This is a genomic window from Streptomyces sp. NPDC090083, from assembly GCF_044747445.1.
Classification (GTDB): domain Bacteria; phylum Actinomycetota; class Actinomycetes; order Streptomycetales; family Streptomycetaceae; genus Streptomyces.
Window position 1 is genome coordinate 357495 of record NZ_JBIVED010000003.1, and the last position, 20471, is coordinate 377965.

At 73.1% G+C, this 20471-nt stretch carries 21 protein-coding genes; 9 read left to right on the top strand and 12 right to left on the bottom strand.

Annotation, left to right across the window (positions count from 1 at the left end; genetic code table 11):
* Nucleotides 1–73 precede the first annotated feature (73 nt).
* Nucleotides 74–1402, top strand: a complete 1329-nt coding sequence (locus tag ACIPTO_RS12640) for a glycoside hydrolase family 26 protein (protein ID WP_401191237.1) — start codon at nucleotides 74–76, stop codon at nucleotides 1400–1402.
* Between the two features lie 22 nt (nucleotides 1403–1424).
* On the opposite strand, the gene ACIPTO_RS12645 is transcribed toward ACIPTO_RS12640, so the two are convergent.
* From ACIPTO_RS12645 to ACIPTO_RS12685, 9 genes are read right to left on the bottom strand one after another with little or no spacing between them, the layout of a single operon-like run.
* Nucleotides 1425–2519 carry a GNAT family N-acetyltransferase gene (locus ACIPTO_RS12645; protein WP_401191239.1) on the bottom strand — a complete coding sequence of 365 codons (1095 nt, stop codon included), beginning with the start codon at nucleotides 2517–2519 and terminating at the stop codon, nucleotides 1425–1427.
* A 5-nt stretch (nucleotides 2520–2524) separates the two neighbouring features.
* A complete protein-coding gene (locus ACIPTO_RS12650; RefSeq protein WP_401191241.1) occupies nucleotides 2525–3157 on the bottom strand; it encodes a lipopolysaccharide biosynthesis protein in 633 nt (210 codons plus the stop codon).
* The gene (locus tag ACIPTO_RS12655) at nucleotides 3154–4305 is read right to left on the bottom strand and encodes a glycosyltransferase (RefSeq protein WP_401191243.1); all 1152 of its coding nucleotides are present in this window, start codon (nucleotides 4303–4305) and stop codon (nucleotides 3154–3156) included. The genes ACIPTO_RS12650 and ACIPTO_RS12655 overlap by 4 nt, the downstream gene beginning before the upstream one ends.
* On the bottom strand, nucleotides 4302–5060 hold the full coding sequence (locus tag ACIPTO_RS12660) for a polysaccharide deacetylase family protein (RefSeq protein WP_401191245.1): 759 nt from the start codon (nucleotides 5058–5060) through the stop codon (nucleotides 4302–4304). Before ACIPTO_RS12660 ends, ACIPTO_RS12655 begins: the two co-directional genes overlap by 4 nt.
* On the bottom strand, nucleotides 5044–6729 hold the full coding sequence (gene murJ, locus ACIPTO_RS12665; RefSeq protein ID WP_401191247.1) for a murein biosynthesis integral membrane protein MurJ: 1686 nt from the start codon (nucleotides 6727–6729) through the stop codon (nucleotides 5044–5046). Before murJ ends, ACIPTO_RS12660 begins: the two co-directional genes overlap by 17 nt.
* A complete protein-coding gene (locus tag ACIPTO_RS12670; protein ID WP_366314457.1) occupies nucleotides 6726–8069 on the bottom strand; it encodes an O-antigen ligase family protein in 1344 nt (447 codons plus the stop codon). The genes murJ and ACIPTO_RS12670 overlap by 4 nt, the downstream gene beginning before the upstream one ends.
* Before the next feature lie 59 nt (nucleotides 8070–8128).
* The gene (locus tag ACIPTO_RS12675) at nucleotides 8129–9550 is read right to left on the bottom strand and encodes a sugar transferase (protein WP_401191249.1); all 1422 of its coding nucleotides are present in this window, start codon (nucleotides 9548–9550) and stop codon (nucleotides 8129–8131) included.
* Nucleotides 9547–10722 (bottom strand): glycosyltransferase, encoded by a 1176-nt coding sequence (locus ACIPTO_RS12680; protein WP_401191251.1) that lies wholly within the window; start codon nucleotides 10720–10722, stop codon nucleotides 9547–9549. Before ACIPTO_RS12680 ends, ACIPTO_RS12675 begins: the two co-directional genes overlap by 4 nt.
* A gap of 54 nt (nucleotides 10723–10776) precedes the next feature.
* Nucleotides 10777–11856, bottom strand: coding sequence for a DUF3344 domain-containing protein (locus ACIPTO_RS12685; protein WP_401191253.1), 1080 nt, complete (start codon nucleotides 11854–11856; stop codon nucleotides 10777–10779).
* Between the two features lie 253 nt (nucleotides 11857–12109).
* Here ACIPTO_RS12685 and chpG point away from each other — a divergent pair, with 253 nt between their 5' ends.
* The 7 genes from chpG (at nucleotide 12110) to ACIPTO_RS12720 (ending at nucleotide 16642) form a co-directional block, all read left to right on the top strand.
* On the top strand, nucleotides 12110–12349 hold the full coding sequence (chpG, locus tag ACIPTO_RS12690) for a chaplin ChpG (protein WP_266768802.1): 240 nt from the start codon (nucleotides 12110–12112) through the stop codon (nucleotides 12347–12349).
* Nucleotides 12350–12607: 258 nt separating this feature from the next.
* Nucleotides 12608–13342: a hypothetical protein gene (locus tag ACIPTO_RS12695; RefSeq protein WP_401191255.1), complete on the top strand. Its 735-nt coding sequence runs from the start codon at nucleotides 12608–12610 to the stop codon at nucleotides 13340–13342.
* 234 nt (nucleotides 13343–13576) lie between these two features.
* Nucleotides 13577–13867 carry a hypothetical protein gene (locus ACIPTO_RS12700; RefSeq protein ID WP_366313365.1) on the top strand — a complete coding sequence of 97 codons (291 nt, stop codon included), beginning with the start codon at nucleotides 13577–13579 and terminating at the stop codon, nucleotides 13865–13867.
* A gap of 128 nt (nucleotides 13868–13995) precedes the next feature.
* Nucleotides 13996–14493, top strand: a complete 498-nt coding sequence (locus ACIPTO_RS12705) for a DUF5949 family protein (RefSeq protein WP_366313367.1) — start codon at nucleotides 13996–13998, stop codon at nucleotides 14491–14493.
* A 189-nt stretch (nucleotides 14494–14682) separates the two neighbouring features.
* Nucleotides 14683–15198: a hypothetical protein gene (locus ACIPTO_RS12710; protein WP_366313369.1), complete on the top strand. Its 516-nt coding sequence runs from the start codon at nucleotides 14683–14685 to the stop codon at nucleotides 15196–15198.
* 159 nt (nucleotides 15199–15357) lie between these two features.
* On the top strand, nucleotides 15358–15792 hold the full coding sequence (locus ACIPTO_RS12715; RefSeq protein ID WP_401191258.1) for a tyrosinase family oxidase copper chaperone: 435 nt from the start codon (nucleotides 15358–15360) through the stop codon (nucleotides 15790–15792).
* On the top strand, nucleotides 15776–16642 hold the full coding sequence (locus ACIPTO_RS12720) for a tyrosinase family protein (protein WP_366313373.1): 867 nt from the start codon (nucleotides 15776–15778) through the stop codon (nucleotides 16640–16642). The genes ACIPTO_RS12715 and ACIPTO_RS12720 overlap by 17 nt, the downstream gene beginning before the upstream one ends.
* Nucleotides 16643–16723: 81 nt before the next feature.
* Here ACIPTO_RS12720 and ACIPTO_RS12725 read toward each other — a convergent pair whose 3' ends face one another.
* Nucleotides 16724–17023: a chaplin gene (locus tag ACIPTO_RS12725; RefSeq protein ID WP_366313375.1), complete on the bottom strand. Its 300-nt coding sequence runs from the start codon at nucleotides 17021–17023 to the stop codon at nucleotides 16724–16726.
* Nucleotides 17024–17219: 196 nt separating this feature from the next.
* On the opposite strand from ACIPTO_RS12725, the gene ACIPTO_RS12730 reads away from it, so the two are divergent.
* Entirely contained in the window at nucleotides 17220–17762 is a 543-nt protein-coding gene (locus ACIPTO_RS12730) for a DUF2087 domain-containing protein (protein ID WP_366313377.1), read from the top strand.
* Nucleotides 17763–17778: 16 nt separating this feature from the next.
* On the opposite strand, the gene ACIPTO_RS12735 is transcribed toward ACIPTO_RS12730, so the two are convergent.
* A complete protein-coding gene (locus ACIPTO_RS12735; protein WP_401191261.1) occupies nucleotides 17779–18735 on the bottom strand; it encodes a D-2-hydroxyacid dehydrogenase family protein in 957 nt (318 codons plus the stop codon).
* A 45-nt stretch (nucleotides 18736–18780) separates the two neighbouring features.
* Entirely contained in the window at nucleotides 18781–20319 is a 1539-nt protein-coding gene (locus tag ACIPTO_RS12740; RefSeq protein WP_401191263.1) for an APC family permease, read from the bottom strand.
* Between the last annotated feature and the right edge of the window lie 152 nt (nucleotides 20320–20471).

Below are 20471 nucleotides of genomic sequence, written 5' to 3' on the forward strand. Positions count from 1 at the left end.
TATTCATATGACTGAGTGTCAGTGGAAGGAAAAGCGAAGACCGAACAGCGCACGAGAGTGGAGAGGAGCAGGCATGGCCCCACAGCAGCGACGGTCCCGGATCGGACGGCTGGCCCTCATCGCGGCCACGGCCGCCACGTCGGCGGCACTGGCGGCCGGTCCCGGTTTCGCGGCGGGGGTGACGCGGGTCACCGATCCGCCTGCTCCCACCACGGCGCCCACGACCAGCGCCCCCGCGACAACGACGCCCACGACCCCGGCCGTCGTGGAACCCGCGAAGACACCCGAGGCCACCAGGACACCCGAGGCCGCCAAGTCCCCCGAGCCCCGGCAGGCCCCCGCGTTCGGTGCCTTCCTCGACTCCGGGGCCCGCGGGGTGGCCCGGATGGCCGCGCTCAGCGCGTGGCTGGGCGGCGCCGACCTGCGCGTCGGCCACACCTACCTGCCCGGGAACCAGTGGAGCGACATCGAGGGTGCCCCCGGTCTCCTCGACGTGTGGGCGGACTGGCGGACCGAGAAGTCCGACCGGATGCTCGTGCTCAACGTGCCGATGCAGGAGCACAACGAGGACGGCGTCTCCGACTACCAGGTGCGGCGGCTGCTCCAGCAGGGCGCGGCCGGTGAGTTCGATCAGCACTTCAAGGCCCTCGCCCGGCGGCTGGTCGCCCTGAAGGTGCCGGACACGGTGATCGTGCTCGGCTGGGAGATGAACGGCACCACGTACACCTCTCGCTGCGGGCCGGACCCGGAGGCCTGGAAGAAGTACTGGAACAGGATCGTCACCACGATGCGCTCGGTGCCGGGCCAGAAATTCCGGTTCGACTTCACTCCGAGCCGCGGTCAGGACGCCGTGCCCTGGACGCAGTGCTATCCGGGGGACGACACGGTCGACATCGTCGGAATGGATTCGTACGACCAGCCTTCCGGGCTGACGTTCGACGAGCAGGTGAAAGAGCCCTACGGACTTCAGGCACACGTGGACTTCGCGAAATCCCACGGCAAGCCGATTTCCTATCCTGAATGGGGACTCTTCCGAAACGGGGACAACGCGGAGTACATGAAGCGGATGCTCGCCTGGATGGACGAGCACAAACCGCTGTACAACACGGTGACCGACTACTGCCCGCACGGTGTGTGGCAGTGCTCGCAGAACCCGAAGTCCTCCCAGGTCTACCGTTCGGTGCTCTCCGGCCGCACCGACGACCCGACCACGACACCGACCGCGCCCACCACACCCGCGGCGCCGACGGCCCCGGTCACCCCGGAGCCGACCAAGCCCGTCACACCGCCGACCCCGACGCACCCGGCCAACTGCTCGCCGGTCGACCTGGGCGACTGGGTGGAGTACTGGCTCGGCGGGAAGCTGTGCGTGAAGTTCGACTGGTGGCAGCGCGACCGCTGAACCGGAGGTGGCGGCGGACCGCTCACGGTCCGTCGCCACCGCGTTCCTTCCACTTCCGCACCAGCACCTTGCCCCGCCGGCGCGCGGCGACATCGCAGACGACCGCCCCCATCAGCGGCGCCGTGCGCCGCCGGGCCAGCAACAGCCGCTGGTTGACGACCGGTTCGGGCCGCCAGTGGTGCTTGTACGGCTCGTCCCCGCGCAGCAGGCTCAGCGTGCGCGGCTGGTCGGCACCGGTGTGCTCGGCACACGCGTCCAGCAGCATCACCGCGACATCCGCCTTCCGCTCCCGCAGCCGCGGATGCGCGCCGTAGAGATAGCCTCCCGCGAGCCGCCGCGACAACAGCGTCAGATCCACGGCGACCACGTCCTCCTCCAGCCGGAACTCGGTGACGACGGCGTCGCCGGAGCGGACCATCGGGCCGACCGAGCGGACCAGGTGTTCGCAGAACCGGGTCTGGAGGTGCTCGGTCGTCACCTTCCGTCCCTGCCACTGGAGCCGGTGCAGCTCCAGCAGCCGCCGCAGCGCGCCGTCCACCTCGTCCGGCGGTACGACGTGCCGCTCGACGCCGAGCGCGGCGAGCTTGCGGAGTTTGGCGCGGACACGCTGGGCCTTGGACGAGGGGAGCCGGGCGACCAGGTCGGCCATGGGCACCGCGGGCAGCTCCAGGCACAGCGAGTCGTGGACGCGGCGGCGCGGGCCGCGCCAGCGGTCGTAGACGCGTTCGACCGCGGCGCCGGGGCGTACCTCGCGGAAGTCGATCAGCGCGGTGCGGGCGGCGGACGCGAGGCCCTCGGTGAGCGCGGCGACGGCCGGGTCGCCGTGCTCGTCGTCCAGCAGGACATCGCCGTAGTCGGAGATCGCGCCGCCGAGCGGGACCAGGGAGGGGACCGGGCTGCGGACGAGCATCAGGGGTGCGGCGGCGGCGAGTTCGCGGCCGTCACGGACGACGAGCAGGCGCAGGCGGCCCGTTCGGCCGTAGGACAGCCACCAGGAGTGCAGCCAGGCGTGCGACTGGAACGGGGTCGCCGCGCCGCACCTCTGGTACAGCCGGCCCCAGGCCGGGGCCAGTTCGGCGAACTGCCGGGCGTCGGTGACGAGTTCGGTCGAGTACACCGGTGTCACAGCACGTCGGCCGCGGTGGCCGGGCCGGGGACGGAGGCGGGCCGGCCGGTCTCGTCGGTGGCGCGGCGCGGGCGGACGAGCAGCAGCAGACCGCCCAGGAGGCCGCCCGCGCTCGCGCCGACCAGGCCGGTCACCGCGGCCGAGGCGGAGGAGGGGCCGGCCGGCTTGATGGCGCGGGCGAAGGTCTGGAGTTCGACGTGGGTCGAGTCCTTGGCGTCGTTCGCGTGCACGGTCAGCGAGCGGGACACGGCGTTGGCCATGTCGGCGGCGAGGTCCGCGCGCGAGGAGGTGGCCGTGACGGCGACCATCGGCGCGTCCGGCGAGGTCGCCGTCTGCACGCTCGACTGGAGCGTCTTCACCGGCACGCCCGCCCACACCTGCGCGTCCCCGAGCACCGCGAGCTGGGTGGCGACCCGGCCGTAGGCCTGCGCGAAGCCGAGGGCGGTGGAGGAGTCGGCCTTGTCGGTGGGGACCGCGATGACATAGCTGGTCGCGGTGTACGTCGGGGTCTTGACGACGCCGTACGCCCCGCCGATCAGGCCGCCGGTCACGGCGCCGGCCGCGAGGAGGGTCCAGGCCGGGAGGGCTTTCGCGCGGCTGAGGGGGAGGTGCTGTCGGATCTCGGTCATGAGGAACTGGCTCCCTGGGGTACGGAGGACGGCGACGAGGCGGAGACCGCCGCGTACACGTCCACGAGGTGGGCGGCGCTGCGGGTGATGCAGTAGTGGTGGGCGGCGTCCGGGGCGGTGCGCGGACGCGGGCCCTGTGCGCGGGCCGCCGCCAGCGCGCGGGCGAAGACCTCGGGGCCGCCCTGCACCCGGCGGGCGGCGGGCGCGGCCTGCGGGGGGAGGTCCTCGATGGCGGGGCAGGACGCGTAGAGCACGGGCAGCCCGGACGCCAGACCCTCCACGACCGCCAGGCCGAAGGCCTCCTCGGGGGACGGCGACGCCAGCAGGTCCATCGCGGCGGTGAGGGAGGGCAGATCGGGGCCCGGGGTGCCGTCGGGCACGTAGGGGCGTTCGCCGGTGAACAGGACCCGGTCGGCGACCCCGTAGTCATGGGCCGTGCGGCGCAGCAGGTTCTCCTCGGTGCCGCCGCCCACCAGCAACAGCCAGTAGTCGTCCGGGAGGTGGGCCAGTGCGCGGACCAGGACGTCGAAGCGCTTGCCCGCCGCGAGACGGCCGATGCCGCCGATGACGTACGCGCCCTCGGGCAGGCCGAGGCGCTGGCGGGTGCGCAGGCGCTGGACCGGGTCGAAGCGGAAGCGGGCCAGGTCGATGCCGTTCGGGACGACTTCGATGCGCGGGCCCGGCACGCCCCAGCGCTTCAGGCGTTCGGCGACGGTCGGGGAGACGGCGACCGTGGAACGGCCCAGCCGCTCGCTGGCGAGGTACAGGGCGCGGACCCCGGCGCTGAGGTCGCGGCCCTCCATCTGCGAGTCGCCCAGCGAGTGTTCGGTGGCCACGACCGCCTTCACGCCCGCGATCCGGGCGGCGAGCCGGCCGTAGACGCAGGCGCGGTAGAGGTGGGTGTGGACGAGGTCGTAGCGGCCGGTGCGGATGAGGCGGACCAGGCGGGGGAGGGCGGCGAGGTCGCGGTTGCCGGTCATGCCGAGGTGGAAGACACGGACCCCGTCGGCGGTCAGGCCGTCGGCGACCGCGCCCGGGTTGGTGAGCGTCACGACATCGCAGTCGACCGGCAAGTGGCGCACCAGCAGCCGCAGTTGCTGCTCGGCACCGCCGACGCCGAGCCCGGTGATGATGTGCAGCGCCTTCATGCGAGCCCCTCCACCGGGCGACGGCGCAGCCGGTGCAGCCGGTACTTGAGGAAGAGGCGTACGGCGGTGTCGTTCTGGCCGATGTGGACGCGGGGGAGCGCGTGCGGGCCGTTGAGCTCGCCGGGGTCGATGGCGCAGGCGTAGGCGTAACCGGCCGCGCCGACCGCGTCCATCGCGCGGGCGTCGAGCGTGCCGTAGGGGTAACAGAAGCCGTGCACCGGGGAGTCGGTCAACTCCTGGAGCCTGGAACGGCTTTCGGCGACCTCGGCGCGCAGGGTGTCGTCGTCCGCCGTGGTGAGGTCGACGTGGGTGAGGCCGTGCGAGCCGATCTCCACTCCTCCGGCGGCGGCCCGGCGGATGCCGTCGGCGGTGAGGAGGGGCTTGCGGGGGCCCCGCGGGTCCCAGGCGTTCTCGCCGCCGAGCCTGCCGGGGAGGACGAAGAGCGTGGCGCCGCAGCCCCAACGGGTCAGCAGCGGAAGGGCGTTGTCGACGAAGTCGGCGTACCCGTCGTCGAAGGTGAGACCGACCAGGCCCTGCCCCTCGCCCCGGGCGCGGGCGGCGAGCAGCTCGGCCATGGAGACGCCCCGCAGACCGCGCCCGCGCAGCCAGCTCAGCTGCTGCGCGAGGCGGTCGGGGGACACCGTGATGCGGTAGGGGTCGTCGGAGCAGTCGCCCACCGAGTGGTACATCGCCACCCACGGGACCGAGCCCGTGACGCGTCTGCCGGTAGCCGGGGAATCAACGGGAGCGGCCATGCGAGAGCCTCCGTGTGACGGAACGTACGGATTCCAGTGCGGGTGCGAAGCCCTGGGCGCCCAGGGCCCAGCCGAGCAGGACGAAGACGACGGTGACGGTGGCGCAGCCGACGGTGAGACCGAGCAGCGGGGACGGCAGCGCGTGGGCGACGAACGCCCCCGCGACGGTGGCGACCACCGCCGCGCGCGCCGGCCGGCTCAGCTCGGTCAGGACCCGCCGGGTGCGGATCGGGACACTGCGCGGGCCCGACCCGTACAGCAGCAGGACGGCGGTGAAGGTGATGCCGGCGGCGTTGGCGACGGTGATGCCGATGACGCCCCAGGGGCCGACCGTCCAGGCGCCGATCCAGGTGGTCACGACGATGCCCGCGGCCATCGCGCCGACCGGGTACCAGGTGGGGCGGCCCGCCGAGAAGTAGGAGCGGACCAGGACGCCGACCAGGGTCTGGCCGAGCAGTCCGAGCGCGTACACCCGCATCACGCCGGCCGTGGCGGCGGTGTCGTGGGCGGTGAACGCGCCGCGCTGGAAGAGAAGATGGATGATCTGCGGGGCGCAGGCGATCACCGTGGCGGCGCCGAGCAGGACGAGGCAGGCGGCGACGGCGAGGTCCTGCTCCACGCGGTCGCGGGCCTTCTCCGTGTCGCCCTCGGCGAGCGCCCGCGCGACCACCGGGAAGGTGACCGTGCACAGCATCAGCGAGAGCACCATCGGCATCTGGGCGACCTTCTGCGCGTAGTTCAGATGCGAGATGGCGCCTGCCGGGAGGTCGGAGGCGAGGAAGCGCTCGATGAGCACCTGGGACTGGCGGCAGAGCGCGAAGAGGAGCACGGTGGCCATCAGGGCGAGGTTCATCGGGCGGGGCTCGGCGGGGCCCGTGGCCGGGGTGGCGGGCTTGTGGCTCGACAACTGGCGCCACAGCGAGGGCAGTTGGGTCAGCACCATCAGGAAGCCGCCCGCCGCCACGCCCAGGGCCGCCGAGCGGACGCCCCAGCGGGCGCCGAAGGCGTACATCCCGGCGATGATCCCGATGTTGTACGCCACGTAGATCGCGGCCGGGGCCACGAAGCGGCGGTGGGCTCGGAGGGCCGCGCTGCAGTAGCCGGCGAGGCCGAAGCTGAGGACGCAGGTGGCGGTGATACGGGTGCAGCTGATGGCCAGGGCCGGGTTCGGGAGGCCGGGGGCCAGGGCCTCCACCAGGTAGGGGGCGGTGCCGATGAGCACCGCCGAAACCGCGACGAACGCCAGGGCCAGGCGGGGGAGCGTGGTGGCGACCAGGGAGCGGACCGGGTCGCCCGGGGCGCCCTGGGCTCTGCGGGCGAGGGCCATGCTGAACGCGGGGATCAGGGCGAAGGCCAGGCCGTCCTCGATCAGGAGGGTGGCGGCGAACTCCGGGATGGTCCAGGCGACGAGGAAGGCGTCCGTCTCGCTGCCCGCGCCGAAGAGACCGGCCAGGGACTGGTCCCTGACCAGGCCCAGGAGGGAGCCGGTGAGGGAGAGGACGGCGGTGATCAGGGCGGCCTTGGCGAGGAAGCCGCGGGAGTCGGGGGCGGGGGCGTCGTCCGAGGCGCGGGCCGGGGGGAGAAGAGGGGGGTGAGCGGTGTGGGGGGCGAGGGGGGTGGTGTCGGTGGTCGCCCGGGTGTTGGTCGGTGTCGGAGGCTTCACCGTCATGGGGTCAGGGCCCCTTCGGCGGTCGCGGGGGCCGGAGTTGCCTCCGCGGGCGGCCGGTTCTCCTCGGCCGCTCCCACCAGGGACCACCAGGCCGCCAGGCCGAGGACGACTGCCGTGAGGACGGTGGACGGGCCGCCGATGTCCGCGTAGACGAAGTCGATCAGCTGCCAGATCAGCAGGCCGGTGGAGACCAACGCGCAGTCCAGGGACGGGATGTCGCCCCGGTGGACGCGGAGGAGGCCGCGGAGTGCGCACACCAGGAGGGCCAGCCAGCCGCCGGCCAGGGTGAGGAGGCCGAGCAGGCCCTGTTCGCTGAGGACCAGGAGGTACATGTTGTGGGGGGAGAGCAGGGGCTGCTTGAGGAACCCGGCGCCCGCGCCGTCCGTGTCGCTGCCCGAGGACAGGGCCAACGACGCGTTGCCGTCGCGGTGTTCGGGGAAGCCCTTCAGGCCGACGCCGGTCAGCGGGTGCTCGCGCCACATCGCGGTCGCCGCCGCCCACATCGTGTACCGGTCGGTCACCGACTGGTCGGGGGCGTCGGTGACCTGGGTGATGCTGTCGATCCGCTCCTGGAGCATCGTCGTACCGACGCCGAGGCCGCCGACCAGGACCACGGCCGCCGCCGTCACCGCCGCCGCCACCTTCAGGGCGCGGCGCAGGCCCGCCAGGGCCAGGAGCAGCGCGCAGGTCGCGGCCGTCGCGATCCACGCGCCGCGGCTGAAGGAGAGGGCGAGGGGGAGCAGCAGCGCGAGGCCGCAGGCCGCGGCAACCGCCCTCTGGCGGGCGTCGTTCCGGCCCAGGGCCAGCGCCAGCGCGCAGATCAGGCCGAAGGACACGACCGTCGCCATGCCCATCACGTCGGTCGGGCCGAAGGTGCCCACGGCGCGGATGTCCTCGCCCTGGTAGGAGGCGCCGGTCGCGGTGACGTACTGCTTGACGCCGATCGCCCCCTGCCAGAGCGCGAGCGCGACGAACGACCAGGCCAGGACGCGGAAGTCGCGGCGGTCCCGGATCAGCAGCACGACCGCCGCCGGGACCAGCACGAAGATCTGGAGGTAGCGGCCCAGACCGCTCAGGCCCGCGCCCGGTGAGGACGCGTCCATCGCGGCGACGGACAGGCCCAGCACCGGAAGTCCCATGACCAGCACGGCTGTCGGGGTCAGCGGGCGGCGGCGGTCGCGCAGCAGGCGGATCGCGCAGTACAGCACCACCAGACCGGAGACCGCGTCGGCCGGACCGGCGCCGCCCGCGCCCGGGGCGAGCGGCAGGCCGAGCAGGGCGATCACGGCGATGACCGGCAGGACGGGGGCGAAGGCAGGGACTCGGCGCGGCACGGTCAGCTCCCCGTCGGACGTGCGGACAGGGCGGTGGCGTGCTCGCGGCTTCGGTGGTTCACGGCTCAGCTCCCGGTCGGACGTACAAGCGCGGTCACCGTGCGGGCCAGGATGCAGACGTCCTGCCACAGCGACCAGTTGTCGATGTACGCGTTGTCGAACCGGCAGCGGTCCTCGATCGAGGTGTCGCCGCGCAGCCCCTGGATCTGGGCCAGGCCGGTGATGCCGGTCCGCATCCGGTGGCGGGCCGCGTAGCCGGGGTAGGTCTGGCTGAACTGGGCGACGAAATAAGGGCGTTCGGGGCGTGGGCCGACCAGGCTCATGTCGCCGGAGAGGACGTTCCACAGCTGGAGGAGTTCGTCCAGCGAGGTCTCGCGCAGGAAGCGGCAGAAGCGGCTCATCTGCGGCTCGCGCGCGACGCTCCAGCGGGTGGCCGCCTCGTGCTCGTCGACCGGGCGGTGGGTGCGGAACTTCAGCAGGGTGAAGGGGCGTCCGTCCTTGCCGATGCGCTCCTGGCGGAAGACGACACCGGGTCCGTCGGTGAGCCGGAGCACCACCGCGCACATCAGCAGCAGCGGGCTGACCAGGAGGAGCAGCGCGCCGGACACCAGCACGTCCAGGGTCCGCTTGCCGAGGCTGCCCGACCGCCGGGAGCCCAACTCCAGCCTGCGGCAGGCGAATCCGGCGAGCTGGTCGCGCACCTCGTAGGAGGGCGAGTCGGCGTCGACCTCCCAGACCGTGCAGCCCGACTCCGCCAACGCCCGCAGCAGCGGCCCGCGTTCGGACCGTACGGAGGGATGGACGGTGAGGACGGCCCGTACGCCGTTCTGGATGAGGGCCCGTTCGACCTCCTCGCCGGTGGTCAGTACGGGCAGGCCCTCGGTGCCGTCCGGGTGGTCGGCGACGATGCCGACCGGCTCGATCCCGCAGCCCGGGTGGCGCAGCACGGCCGCGGCCACCCGCTGCGCGGTCGTCGCCGGGCCGATCACCAGGGCCGAACGGGGGTGGCTGCGCAGGGCCTTGCGGCGGCGCCGGTGCACCGCGCCGCGGGCCGCGCAACTCGCCGCCGTCTGCAGGGCGAAGCCCAGGAGCAGGGCGCGCGGGGAGAGGGCACGGTCGGGGTCGTAGGCCGCGGTGAGGGTGCCGAGGGCGAGCCAGGCGACGGCGATCCGGCCGCAGACGGCGGGGAGTTCGTCGAGGACGCGCGGTACGGCCCGCGGAAGGTGCGGGCGCAGCAGTATCGACGCGGCGATCAGCAGGGCCGCCAGGAGCGGTCTGCGCCGGCCGCCGGTGAGCGCGAGGGCGCCCACCACGGCGGCGACGAGGTCCGCGCCGAGCAGCGGCAGCGGTGAGACCGGCCGCGCGGGCGGGCGGCGGACCGGGAACCGGAAACCGCCGCCGGTCCGGCGGGGGATGACCGAGACGTTCGAGAATCCGTGGTCCCGTGGCTGTCCGCCGGGGGAGGGGACGGTGCTTTCCGCGGTCACGAGTGGATGGACTCCCTGCACTCGGTGGGCACGACGGGCCGGCCGCCGAGGAGGTCGCGGTAGACGCCCGCGACCGCTTCGGCGGTGTGCCGCACGTCGTGCGTGGACTGGACGTACCGGCGTCCCTGGTGGCCGAGGGACTCGCGCAGCAGCGGGTCGAGCAGCAGCTCGGCGACGGCTCCGGACAGCACGGCGGGGTTCTCGGCCGGGACCAGGCAGCGGGGCGCGAGAGCGGCGGGCAGGCTCTCGCGGGCGCCGGCGACATCGGTGACGACGACGGGCCGCCCGCAGGCCATCGCCTCCAGTGGGGCCAGGGCCATGCCCTCCCAGCGCGAGGGCAGCACCACCAGGTCGGCGGCCTGGTACCAGGGCACGGGATCGGGGACGGCCCCCGCGAACAGCACGGAGTCCGGGGCGAGTCGGCGCAGCGCGTCCCGGTCGGGTCCGTCGCCGACGAGCACGAGCCGCGCCCTGGGCACCCGCCGCAGGACCTCGTCCCACGCCGCCAGCAGGACGTCCTGGCCCTTCTGCCGGCACAGCCGCCCCACGCACACCACCAGCGGCGCCGCCGGATCGACCCCGGCGAGCCGCTCGATCCCGGCCCGCACGGTGTCCACGGCGGCCGGATGGAAGCGCTCGGTGTCGATGCCGTTGGGGATCACGCTCCAGCGGCCCCTGACGCCGGCCCGCAGCCCGGTCGTACGCTCCGCCTCGCTCACGCACACCGTCCGGGTGGCCCAGCGGGCACCCCGGCGCTCCCAGCCGGTCGCGAGCGCCGCGGTGATCCCGCCGACCGCCTCGAACGACCAGGCGTGCGGCTGGAACACGGTCGGGATCCGCCCCCGCACGGCGAGCCGCCCGGCCAGTCCGGCCTTCGCGCTGTGCGCGTGCACCAGGTCGGGCCGCACCTCCTCGACCACCCGGGCCAGCCGCCGTACCTCGGAGGCGAGCGCGGGGCCCGGGGACCGGGTGGCCTCCCAGCGCCGTACGTCGGCGCCGAGCGTCCGGACCCCGTCCGCGAGGGCGCCGCCGGCCGGGCAGGCGACCGTGACGTGCAGGCCGGACGCGAGCTGGGCGCGGGTCAGATCCGTGACGACACGGGCGACCCCGCCGTCCACGGGCTGGGCGAGGTGCAGGACCCGTGGTCGAGGGTCGGTGGCTGGCTGGTGCATTGCGCGGTTTCCTCGCTCACGGGTGGCGCTCGGGACGGCGGGCGGGAACGCGCCTCACTGCTGGGCGTCGACGGCGACGAAGAGCGCCCCGCACCACGCCGCGTCCCGGTGGGAAACGAGCCGGACGGCCAGCTGGTCACCGCCGGGTCGCAGCGCCTTGCCGAGATCGAACACATCGGAGTCGTAGCCGAGCGTGTTCGCATACGCGGGCGCACGCTCCACGGGCGCCGCCCCCGGGTCGCTGATCGTGGAATTCAGCACGTCGTCACGGGGGTTGGCGCCGTCGCCGAGCGCGATGGCGTTCGTACGACCGGTCGAGAGGGTGAGCGAATCACCGGTGCGGCCGCGATCCCCGTTGTACGCCACCACGCCGGCGCGTCCCCCGGCGTGCGCGGGCACACGCACGCCGCGCACGCGGAGCTCCGCGCCGTTTCGCGCGCCCAGTGCGTCGAAGCCGTCCCACAACTCCAGCCGCCGCAGCGGCTCCTGCGGCTTCTCGTACGCGACGACCAGGGTCCAGCCGCCCCACGCGCCGGCCGCGGACTTGCCCATCGCCGTGTTGACCTGGGCCACGGTGTAGAGGCCCGAACCGCTCTCCCGGACCAGCTTCGTGACGTCCGCCGAGGCCTGGAACGCGTCGGCGCCGCCCGCCACCCGGTGGCCCACGACCGTGTCCGCGAGGACCGCCTTGTAGGCGCCGCCGGGCTCCGCGATCAGCACCCGCCCGTCGTCCTTGGGCGGCTTCTGCTCGCCGACGCGGAGGTTGCCGCCCCAGTACAGACGCGCGTACGTGGCCCGGGCGCCCTCGGGCAGCCGGACCTCCGCGCGCGAGGAGTTGTAGGTGTTGGGGTCGCTGTCGACGTCGACGTAGAACATGTCGAAGTCGCCGTTGACCGCGGCCTGTCCCTCGCGCACGGCGGGGCAGGCGGCCGAGGTCCGGCGGCAGCTGATGGAGGTGTTGGCCGCGCGGACGATGCCGCCGTGCTGGAGCGCGTGGTAGCGCTGGGCGAACGGGACGCGCCCGGCCTCGGGGGCGGGCGGGGCGGACGCGGCGGCGGCCGGGGCCCAGATCGTGGCGAGGGCGAGGGCGCCCGTGGACGCCCGGCGCAGCAGCGGGCCCAGGGAATTGCGCATGACCGGCGGTGCCCTTTCGGGAAGTACGGCCCCTATGTGCGATCTGATGGCTATAGGGGTACTTCGGGAGGTGCGCAACTCTAGTGGCTATCCGTATTAATCCCGCGAAACGCGACAAGTGTGTCGGAATGGTGAAGTTCGGCCTCCGGGAGATCACCCCATTGGCGGCACAACCCCCGTGGGAGTCGCGCGTTGACACAGCGCCGGGCATCCCCGTCCGGATGTTTGTTTCAACCCCAAGGAGCACCTCTCCATGTCGCGTATCGCGAAGGGCCTGGTCCTGACCTCCGTTGCCGCCGCCGCCATGGCGGGCACCGCCGGCATCGCCGCCGCCGACAGCGACGCGCACGGCGCCGCTGCCCACTCCCCGGGCGTGCTGTCCGGCAACGTCGTCCAGGTTCCGGTCCACATCCCGGTCAACGTCTGCGGCAACACCGTCAACGTCATCGGCCTGCTCAACCCGGCCTTCGGCAACACCTGCGTCAACGGCTGACGTCCGCGCGCATCCCTTCGGCCGGCCGTTCCCCCGTGGTTTCCGCGGGGGGACGGCCGGTTGGCGTTGGCGGGTGTTGCCCCGAATGGGCGGTAGCGGTTCCGGTCCGGCGCCACGCTCGTGACACGGCCCTCACCAGGCACGACGTCGGCCCCGGGCCTGACGGGCGGTCACCCGCTGTGTCCGACCGGTTGCAGATGGTGGTGAGCGCTTTCACGGTGGGCTCAAGATCCGAAGCACCACCGAAAGGAAACCCCCATGCGTGGTCTGCCCGCACGGCGCGTCGCGTCCTCCGTGCTCTGTGCCACCGTCCTGATCGGCATCGCCGGCCCCACGGCCGTCGCGGCCGACAACGACTCGGCGCGGAAGCACGTCCACGCCGCGTCGAGCGCGCCGGTCCCCAACGCTGACGCCCTGCTCGCCCAGGTCAAGAGCCTCGGCGGCGTCGGCGGCGTCCTCACCCCGGTCACCGATCTGCTGACCAAGACGCTCAAGGCCGACAACGGTCAACTCCCCGCCGACCAGGCGAAGTCGCTGGGCGACGCCGTCACCGCGGCCATCGCCAAGGCCGGCGCGGCGGCGCCGGCCGCCCCGGCGGTCCCCTCGGTCCCCGCGGCGCCCGTCGTGCCCGCCGCGCCCGCGGTTCCGGCCGCGCCCGCGCTGCCCTCGCTCAAGAGCGCCGACGACGGCAAGGCCAAGGCGCCCGCCGACGTCGCCGCCGACGCGCTCGCCTCGCTGCAGAAAGCGGTCACCACGCTGGTCGCCGCGGTCACCTCCGGCAATGTCGCCGGTGTCGTCCCGGCGGTCACCGGGGTGGTGACGGGCCTCGTCAACGTCGTCGCCGCCACGCTGCTCGGCGGCGGTCTGCCCGCGCCGAGCCTGCCCGGTCTGCCCGCGCTGCCGTCGCTCCCGTCGACGTCCTCGCTCCCGGCGGTACCGGCCGCTCCTGCGGTTCCCGCGGTTCCGGCGGTTCCCGCGGTTCCCGGCGTGTGACGCGAGCGGTCGCGAAAAGGCCGTCGGGCCGGTCCCCTTTCCGGGGCCGGCCCGACGGCCTTTTCCGTGTCACGGCCCTTTCATATGAGGATGGGAAACGCCGATGAGACACACTCCGCATTCGGGTGGGCAGCAGAAAATTTCTGCGCACGGGGTTTCCGGCCAGGTCGGAACTCGTTACACACGGCGACAGAATTCGCTCTGGTGACATGAGTTGCCGAAGAAAGGAACACGATGAAGTCCCTGAAGGCTGCCGCTGTCGTTGCCGGGTCCGTCGTCCTCGCCGGTGCCGCCGCGCCCGCGTTCGCCTACAGCCCCGCCGACGTGACGCCCACCAGCCTCACCGGCGCCGTCAACACCCTCACCAGTGGTCAGCTCCAGCCCGCCGACGTGATGCCGCTGCAGCACCAGTCGGACGCGCTCGACACCGAGAACAAGGGCTCCGCGCTCAACACCGTCAAGGGTGCGACCAGCGCGCTGAACCAGCACAACCCGCTGCTCGGCGGTCTCCCGCTGCAGAGCTGAGTCTCGCCGGGTGCTGTTCGAGGGGCGTCGAGAGGCGTCCCTCGTTCGTGTGGCGGGGCGACCGCACCATCGGCCGGACGGGTGAGAACGCGTCGGATCGTCTTCCGGCCCGTCGATAAGGTCGCGCGGTGACCTCAACCTCAAGCGAAACGCGCCCCTTCCGCGTCGCGGACCTTGGCACCCTCGTCGTCCTGGCCTGGAGCGGCGAGGCCCCCGACGGGGACATGCCCTACCTCCTCGCCTACACCCTGGGCGACGCCGCGGACGGCCCCGAGGCCGCCAGCGCCGCCGTGGAACGGCTGCTGACCGACAACCAGCTCCCGGTCGGCGGCAACGTCGTCGACGGCTCGACCAGGCCCAGCCTGCCGATCACCATGCTCGTCGAGGGCGGTCAGGCCGTCCTCAACATGCCGCAGCTCAACGCCCAGTGCGTGCCGCCGCCCGAGTGGATCGCGGCGGTCGGCGAACGCGGCTTCGCCTACCTGGTGTTCACCACCCGCCCGTGGCCCGAGGCCGAGCCGGGCAAGGCCGTCACCCCCGAGGCGCTGGCCGAGTTCGCCGGCTCCGAGGAGACCCTCAACGCCGCCGCGCACATCATCCTGCCCGCCCGCAGCCTGCGCGGCTGACGACCGGACAGCGGGCGGGAATCACCGGTTCCGGCCCGCTGGCGGTAAGTACGCGCCCGGCCCGTGAGCGGGAATTCCGGAAAGCCGACTACTACGGCACCCGGGGGAATCTTGAACTGATGTCCTCCCCGGCCTCGTTACCCGGTCAGCACGCAGAGCTTCCGCATTCCGAAAGGGACCGTACTCGAGATGAAGTCGACCACCCGAGGAACCATCGCCGCCGTCCTCACGGCCGTAGCGGCCGCGGCCGGTGCCGCCGCGACCCCCGCCGCCGCGCTCGGCTCGGTTCCCGTGCCCGTGCCGCTCGGGGGCGCGGAGAGCGCCCTCGGCATGGAACTCCCCCAGCTGGGCGGGGAGGTGCCGGTGCCCATGCCGGGTGCGCCCGAGGGCCCGCGGTACGTCGAGGGCCGCCTCATCCCCGAGCGGGTGCTGCCCCAGCTCCCGGTCCACGGCGGCCTTCCCGGCGCCGAGCTGCGCGCCCCGCTGCCGCACGTCCTCGGCGACGGCTTCGACCACCTCGGCGTCAGCGTGCCCGCCTCCGACCTGCGCACCGCGGCCCCCGGCCTGGCGCTGGACGCTCCGCTGACCCCGCCCAACCCCGACAACTTCGGCCTCCCGGACCTGAAGGCGCCCCAGCTGGGCGTCCTGGCCCCGGTGCTGCAGACGGTGCCGGGCGCGGACCTGGTCACGGGCGCCGGCCTCTGAGCCGTAGCGCGGGAAGGACGAGGGCGGCCGCGGGGCCGGAACGGATGAGGGCCCGGGCGGTGCGACCCGGGTCCTTCCGTTTGCCGTGCGGACGGTGACCGCACGGGGCGCCGGACGGTTAGGCCCTCGAACGAGCCGTACGGACGAGGGAGTTGGGCCATGACCGTGAGCGTCGGCGGGGTGCGGGTGGGCGGGGCGCCGGTGAGACCGGCGCCGGGGCGCAGGACGCGGCGGGAGGCGCTGCGCGGGGTGTTCGGCGCCGCGCTCGCGGTGGCCCTCGTGCCCGTCGTCGCGGCCTCGCGGTCCACGCGCTCCGGTGCGGACCCCCGGGACACCGCCTTCGACGAGACGTACCGGGGCCGTCGTCTCCACGGGGTGCTGAAGGACGGCTGGCACATCACCGTGGACGGGCGCCCGCTGCATCTGATGCGGCGGGCCGACGGCACCTGGCTGAGCATGGTCGACCACTACCGCTCGTACCCCACCGCCCTGGAGGCGACCCGCGCGGCCGTCGACGAGCTGAACCCCGGGCGGGAGCTGCGCGAGGCGGACGGGCCGATGCACATGGGGGGAGACCATGGCGTACACGCGTAAGGACGTCAGCACTCTCACCGCCGCCGAGAAGCGGCGGTTCGTGGCGGCGCTCCTGGAGATCAAACGGCGGGGCGAGTACGACGAGTTCGTGCGCACCCACATCGAGTACTTCGTGCCCGACGGGGAGTACGGACTGCGCTCCGCGCACATGGCGCCCTCCTTCCTGCCCTGGCACCGGCAGTTCCTGCTGGAACTGGAGCGGGCGCTGCGCCGGGTCGACTCCTCGGTGACCGTGCCCTACTGGGACTGGACGCGGGACCGCTCCGCGACCGCCCTGCCCTGGACGAAGGACCTGCTCGGCGGCACCGGACGGAGCTCCGACCACCAGGTGACGACCGGGCCGTTCGCGTACGCGGCGGGCAACTGGAAGCTCACGGAGAACATCACCGACGAGCCGTACCTCACCCGGGACCTGGGCCGCGCCGGCTCACCCATCGTGCTGCCGACGAAGAGCGACCTCGACGGAGCGCTCGCCGACCCGGTCTACGACGTCTCGCCCTGGGACTCGACCTGCCGCACGGGGTTCCGCAACCGGCTGGAGGGGTGGGGCACCGGCTCCGGCAGCGCGTCCTGGCGCAACCACAACCGGGTCCACAAGTGGGTCGGCGGTGTGATGCTCGGCGGCGCCTCCGTCAACGACCCCGTGTTCTGGCTCCACCACGCCTTCGTCGACCTGCAGTGGTCACGCTGGCAGAGCAGGCACCGCGGCGCCCGCTACCTCCCGGCGAAGCCCCCGGCGGCGGGCGACGATCAGGAGGGCCGGATCGTGGCCCGGCAGCAGAAGATGCCGCCGTGGGACGTGACACCGGAACAGCTGGAGGACGTCAGCGCCGTCTACCGCTACGGCTGACCGGACGCGGACACGGGAAGAGCCCCGGCGCCTTGAGGTGCCGGGGCTCTTCGCGTACGTCCGTCCGCGGGTGCGGTCGGGTCAGTGGCCGTAGCCGTTGCCGCCGTAGCCCGGGCCGGGGTGGCCGGGGTGGCCGTGGCCGCTCACGTTGGCGCAGGTGTTGCCGAACGCGGGGTTCAGCAGGCCGATCACGCTGACCGTGTTGCCACAGACGTTGACCGGGATGTGGACCGGGACCTGCACGACGTTGCCCGACAGGACGCCGGGCGAACCGACGGCCGCACCCTGCGCGCCCGCGTCCGCCATGGCCAGGCCGGCGCCGCTGAGCGCCACGGCACCCGTGCCGAGGGCGACCACGGCCGCCTTCGCGATGCGAGACATCACGTTCTCCTTTGGTTCGGTGAGCGCGGCGGCAGGACTCGCCACCGCACTTCGGGTTCAACGCGGCGGCGCGAGGCTGGTAACGGCGCGAACGTGGGGATCACTCTTGGGGAACACGGCTTCGAGCGCCGGGAGCGGGTGTTCGGCGGCCGGAAAACCGATCCCCCGGCGGCCGGAAGTCCACTAATCTCCGCCCATGGCAACCGACCAACTGTTCCGTCTGTTCGCCGAGCAGAACCGGGTGCGCGCCTTCGCGGCGGTCGCCCTGGGCGCCGAGACCTCCGAGCAGGTCGCCGAGGCGGCGGGCCTGACCCCGAAGGGCACGGCCCTCGCCCTCCTGCGGCTGCGCGAACAGGGCGTGGTGAAGACCCTGGACGACGGCGAACTCCGCGTCGACTACGACCTGTTCAGGAAGCTCGCCCGCGAGGACACCGAGCCGGTCGAGACCGGCCCGGTCACCGGCGACGAGCACACCGACATGATCCTGCGGACCTTCGTCCGGGGCGGTCGCCTCGTCCGCCTGCCCGCCCAGTGGACCCGCAAGCAGGTGGTGCTCCAGCACATCGCCGAGCAGACCTTCGTACCCGGCGTCGCCTACCCCGAGCGCACGGTCAACGAGAAGCTGCGCGCCTGGTGCGAGGACGGAGAGGTCGACCATGTGACGCTCCGGCGCTACCTGGTGGACCTCCACCACCTGCGCCGGAGCGAAGGCGTCTACCGGCGACCGACGGCGGCCTGACACCCGGCCCGCTGCTCTACGGCAGCTGCCGTACGGGTGAACCCGCCAGGTAGGCCCGGATGTTCTCGACCGCCTGGCCGTAGTACGTCGCGTAGTTGGCCCGCGACACATAGCCGAGGTGCGGTGTCGCGAGCAGGCGGGGTGCCGTGCGGAGCGGGTGGCCGGCGGGGAGGGGCTCGGTGTCGAAGACGTCGAGGCCCGCGCCGGCGATACGGCCCTCGTGCAGGACGGCCAGCAGGGCGTCCTGGTCGACGATCGCCGCGCGCGAGGTGTTGATCAGATACGCCGTCGGCTTGAGCAGGGCGAGTTCGGCGGGGCCGAGCAGGCCGCGGGTGCGGTCGCCGAGGGCGAGGTGGACCGAGACGAAGTCGGCGGTCGCGAGCAACTCCTCCTTGGACGCGGCGAGTTGGACACCCACCGCGTCCGCGCGCTCCTTCGTGAGGTGCTCGCTCCACGCCGTGACCCGCATGCCGAAGGCCAGGCCCACCTGGGCGACCCGGCTCCCGATCCTGCCGAGACCGAGCAGCCCGAGGGTGCGGCCGTGCAGGTCGGCGCCGACCGTCCGCTGCCAAGGGCCGCCGTCGCGCAGGGAGTTGGCCTCCTCGACGATTCCGCGGGCGAGGCCGAGCAGCAGGGCCCAGGTGAGCTCGACGGGAGGCGTCGAGGAGCTGGCCGTGCCGCAGACCGTGACGCCGTGGGCGCGCGCGGCGGCGTAGTCGATGACCGAGTTGCGCATGCCGGAGGCGATCAGCAGCTTCAGGCGGGGCAGGCGGGCGAGGAGCGAGGCGGGGAAGGCGACGCGTTCGCGCAGGGTGACGACGATGTCGGCGGTGGCGAGGGCGGCGGCCAACTCGTCGTCGCCGAGGTGTTCACGCAGGCTCACGACCTCCACGGTGGCCTCGACGGGCGACCAGTCGGCGAGTTCGGTCGCCACGTGTGGGTAGTCGTCGAGGACGACACAGCGCAGAGGCACGGCAGTTCCTTGGGTGGTTCCGGTTCCCGGTGATCGTCCGGAACGCTACTCCCTGCCGGGCGAGAGCGAGTTGGCCGTGCGGGTCGGCTTGCCCAGGGCCCAGAAGAGGACGCCCAGCAGCATGAAGCCGAGCAGCGGCACGGCCTCGGTCAGCAGGTACTTCCAGCGCTCGGCGTGCGTCCAGCCGTCCGGCGCGTAGTCGCCGCCGAACCAGTGGTCGCCGAGCCCCGGCGCGACCAACTGCACGCTGGCGAACAGGATGAGCAGGGTGAGGACCGTGCTGATGGTGCGGGGGAAGGGCGCCTTGTAGGGGCGGGGCACGTCCGGGGCCTTGCGGCGCAGCACCGCGAGGGCCGGGAAGATGCCCAGGTAGCTGACCAGCGTGGTGGACACGGCGAGACCGAGGACCGCGCCGAAGAGCTTCGCCGCGCTGCCGTGGGTGAGCTGGTGGGCCAGGACCAGGACCAGGGTGGAGACCAGGCCGCTGAGGATGTTGACCCGGACCGGTGTGCCGAAGCGGCCGGAGATGACGCCGAGGAAGCGCGGCGCGGCGCCGTCGTAGCCGGAGACGGCGAGGGCGCGGTCGGAGCCCATGACCCAGGTGACGCCGGAGGACAGCACCGTGAGGATGAACAGGACCGCGGCGATGTCCCCGAGGACCGTGCCGGCGCCGCTGCTGGCGACGGTGCCGTCGGCGGTCACGTCACCGCCGTAGACGGTGAAGACCTGGCGGATCGCGTCGAGGAAGCCGCCGAGGCCGGTGATGGCCTTGACCGGGAGGACGAGGAGGATGCCGAGGATGGGCAGGGCGTAGAGCAGGACGGCGAGGACGGCGCTGCGGAAGATCGCGAAGGGGACGTCCTTCTGGGCGTCGGTCATCTCGTCGCCCGCGGTGTTGGGGAGTTCGAAGCCGACGTAGTTGAACATCAGGACGGGGACCAGGCCGACGAAGCCCACGTAGGTCGGGGAGAAGTCGCCGGCGCCGAAGCCGTGCAGGCCGTGCTCGACGCCGTAGACGACGACGGTGACGGTGAACAGGCCGAGGAGGACGAAGCGGCTCCAGGCGCCGATGGTGGGGATCCACTTGCCGATGTCGAAGGAGAGGATCGCGGCGAGCACGCCGACCCAGATGAAGACGAGAGCGAAGACGTAGAAGGCGGGGGTGCTGAGGTCCTTGCCGTCGTTGAAGAACGTCGTGTAGGCCGTCACGGCGGAGACGGCGAGGGTGCCGCCGAGCCAGACCGGGTTGGTGATCCAGTACAGGAAGTTGTTGACGGCGCCCGCGAGGCGGCCGAAGGCGCGGCTGGTCCAGATGTAGGGGCCGCCCTCGTCGGGGAACGCGGCGCCTAGCTCCGCGATCAGCAGTGCCGAGGGGATGAAGAACACCGCGGCCAGCACGATGAGCCAGGTGAAGGCCTCGGCGCCGGAGGAGGCCACCGTGCCGATCGTGTCGACGCCGACGATCGTGCACAGGAGGAAGAACAGGATGTCGAAACGGCCGAAGTGCTTGCGCAGCTTCTCCCGCTCGGTCTGGGCGGCGGTCGGCGCACCGGCCGGCCCGGAGTCGATCTGACCAGCGGCCACCGGGGGCTCCTGGGGGTAGGGGGGACGGCACGGGGAGGGGAGGGGAAGGGAGGGCTGGGTGTGGGGGAGAGGCCGGGATTCGGCCAATGATCGGGCGCCCTGGGGGAAGCCACAAGTGGGTGGGGCCAAGTCTTGACCATTGCATATCCATC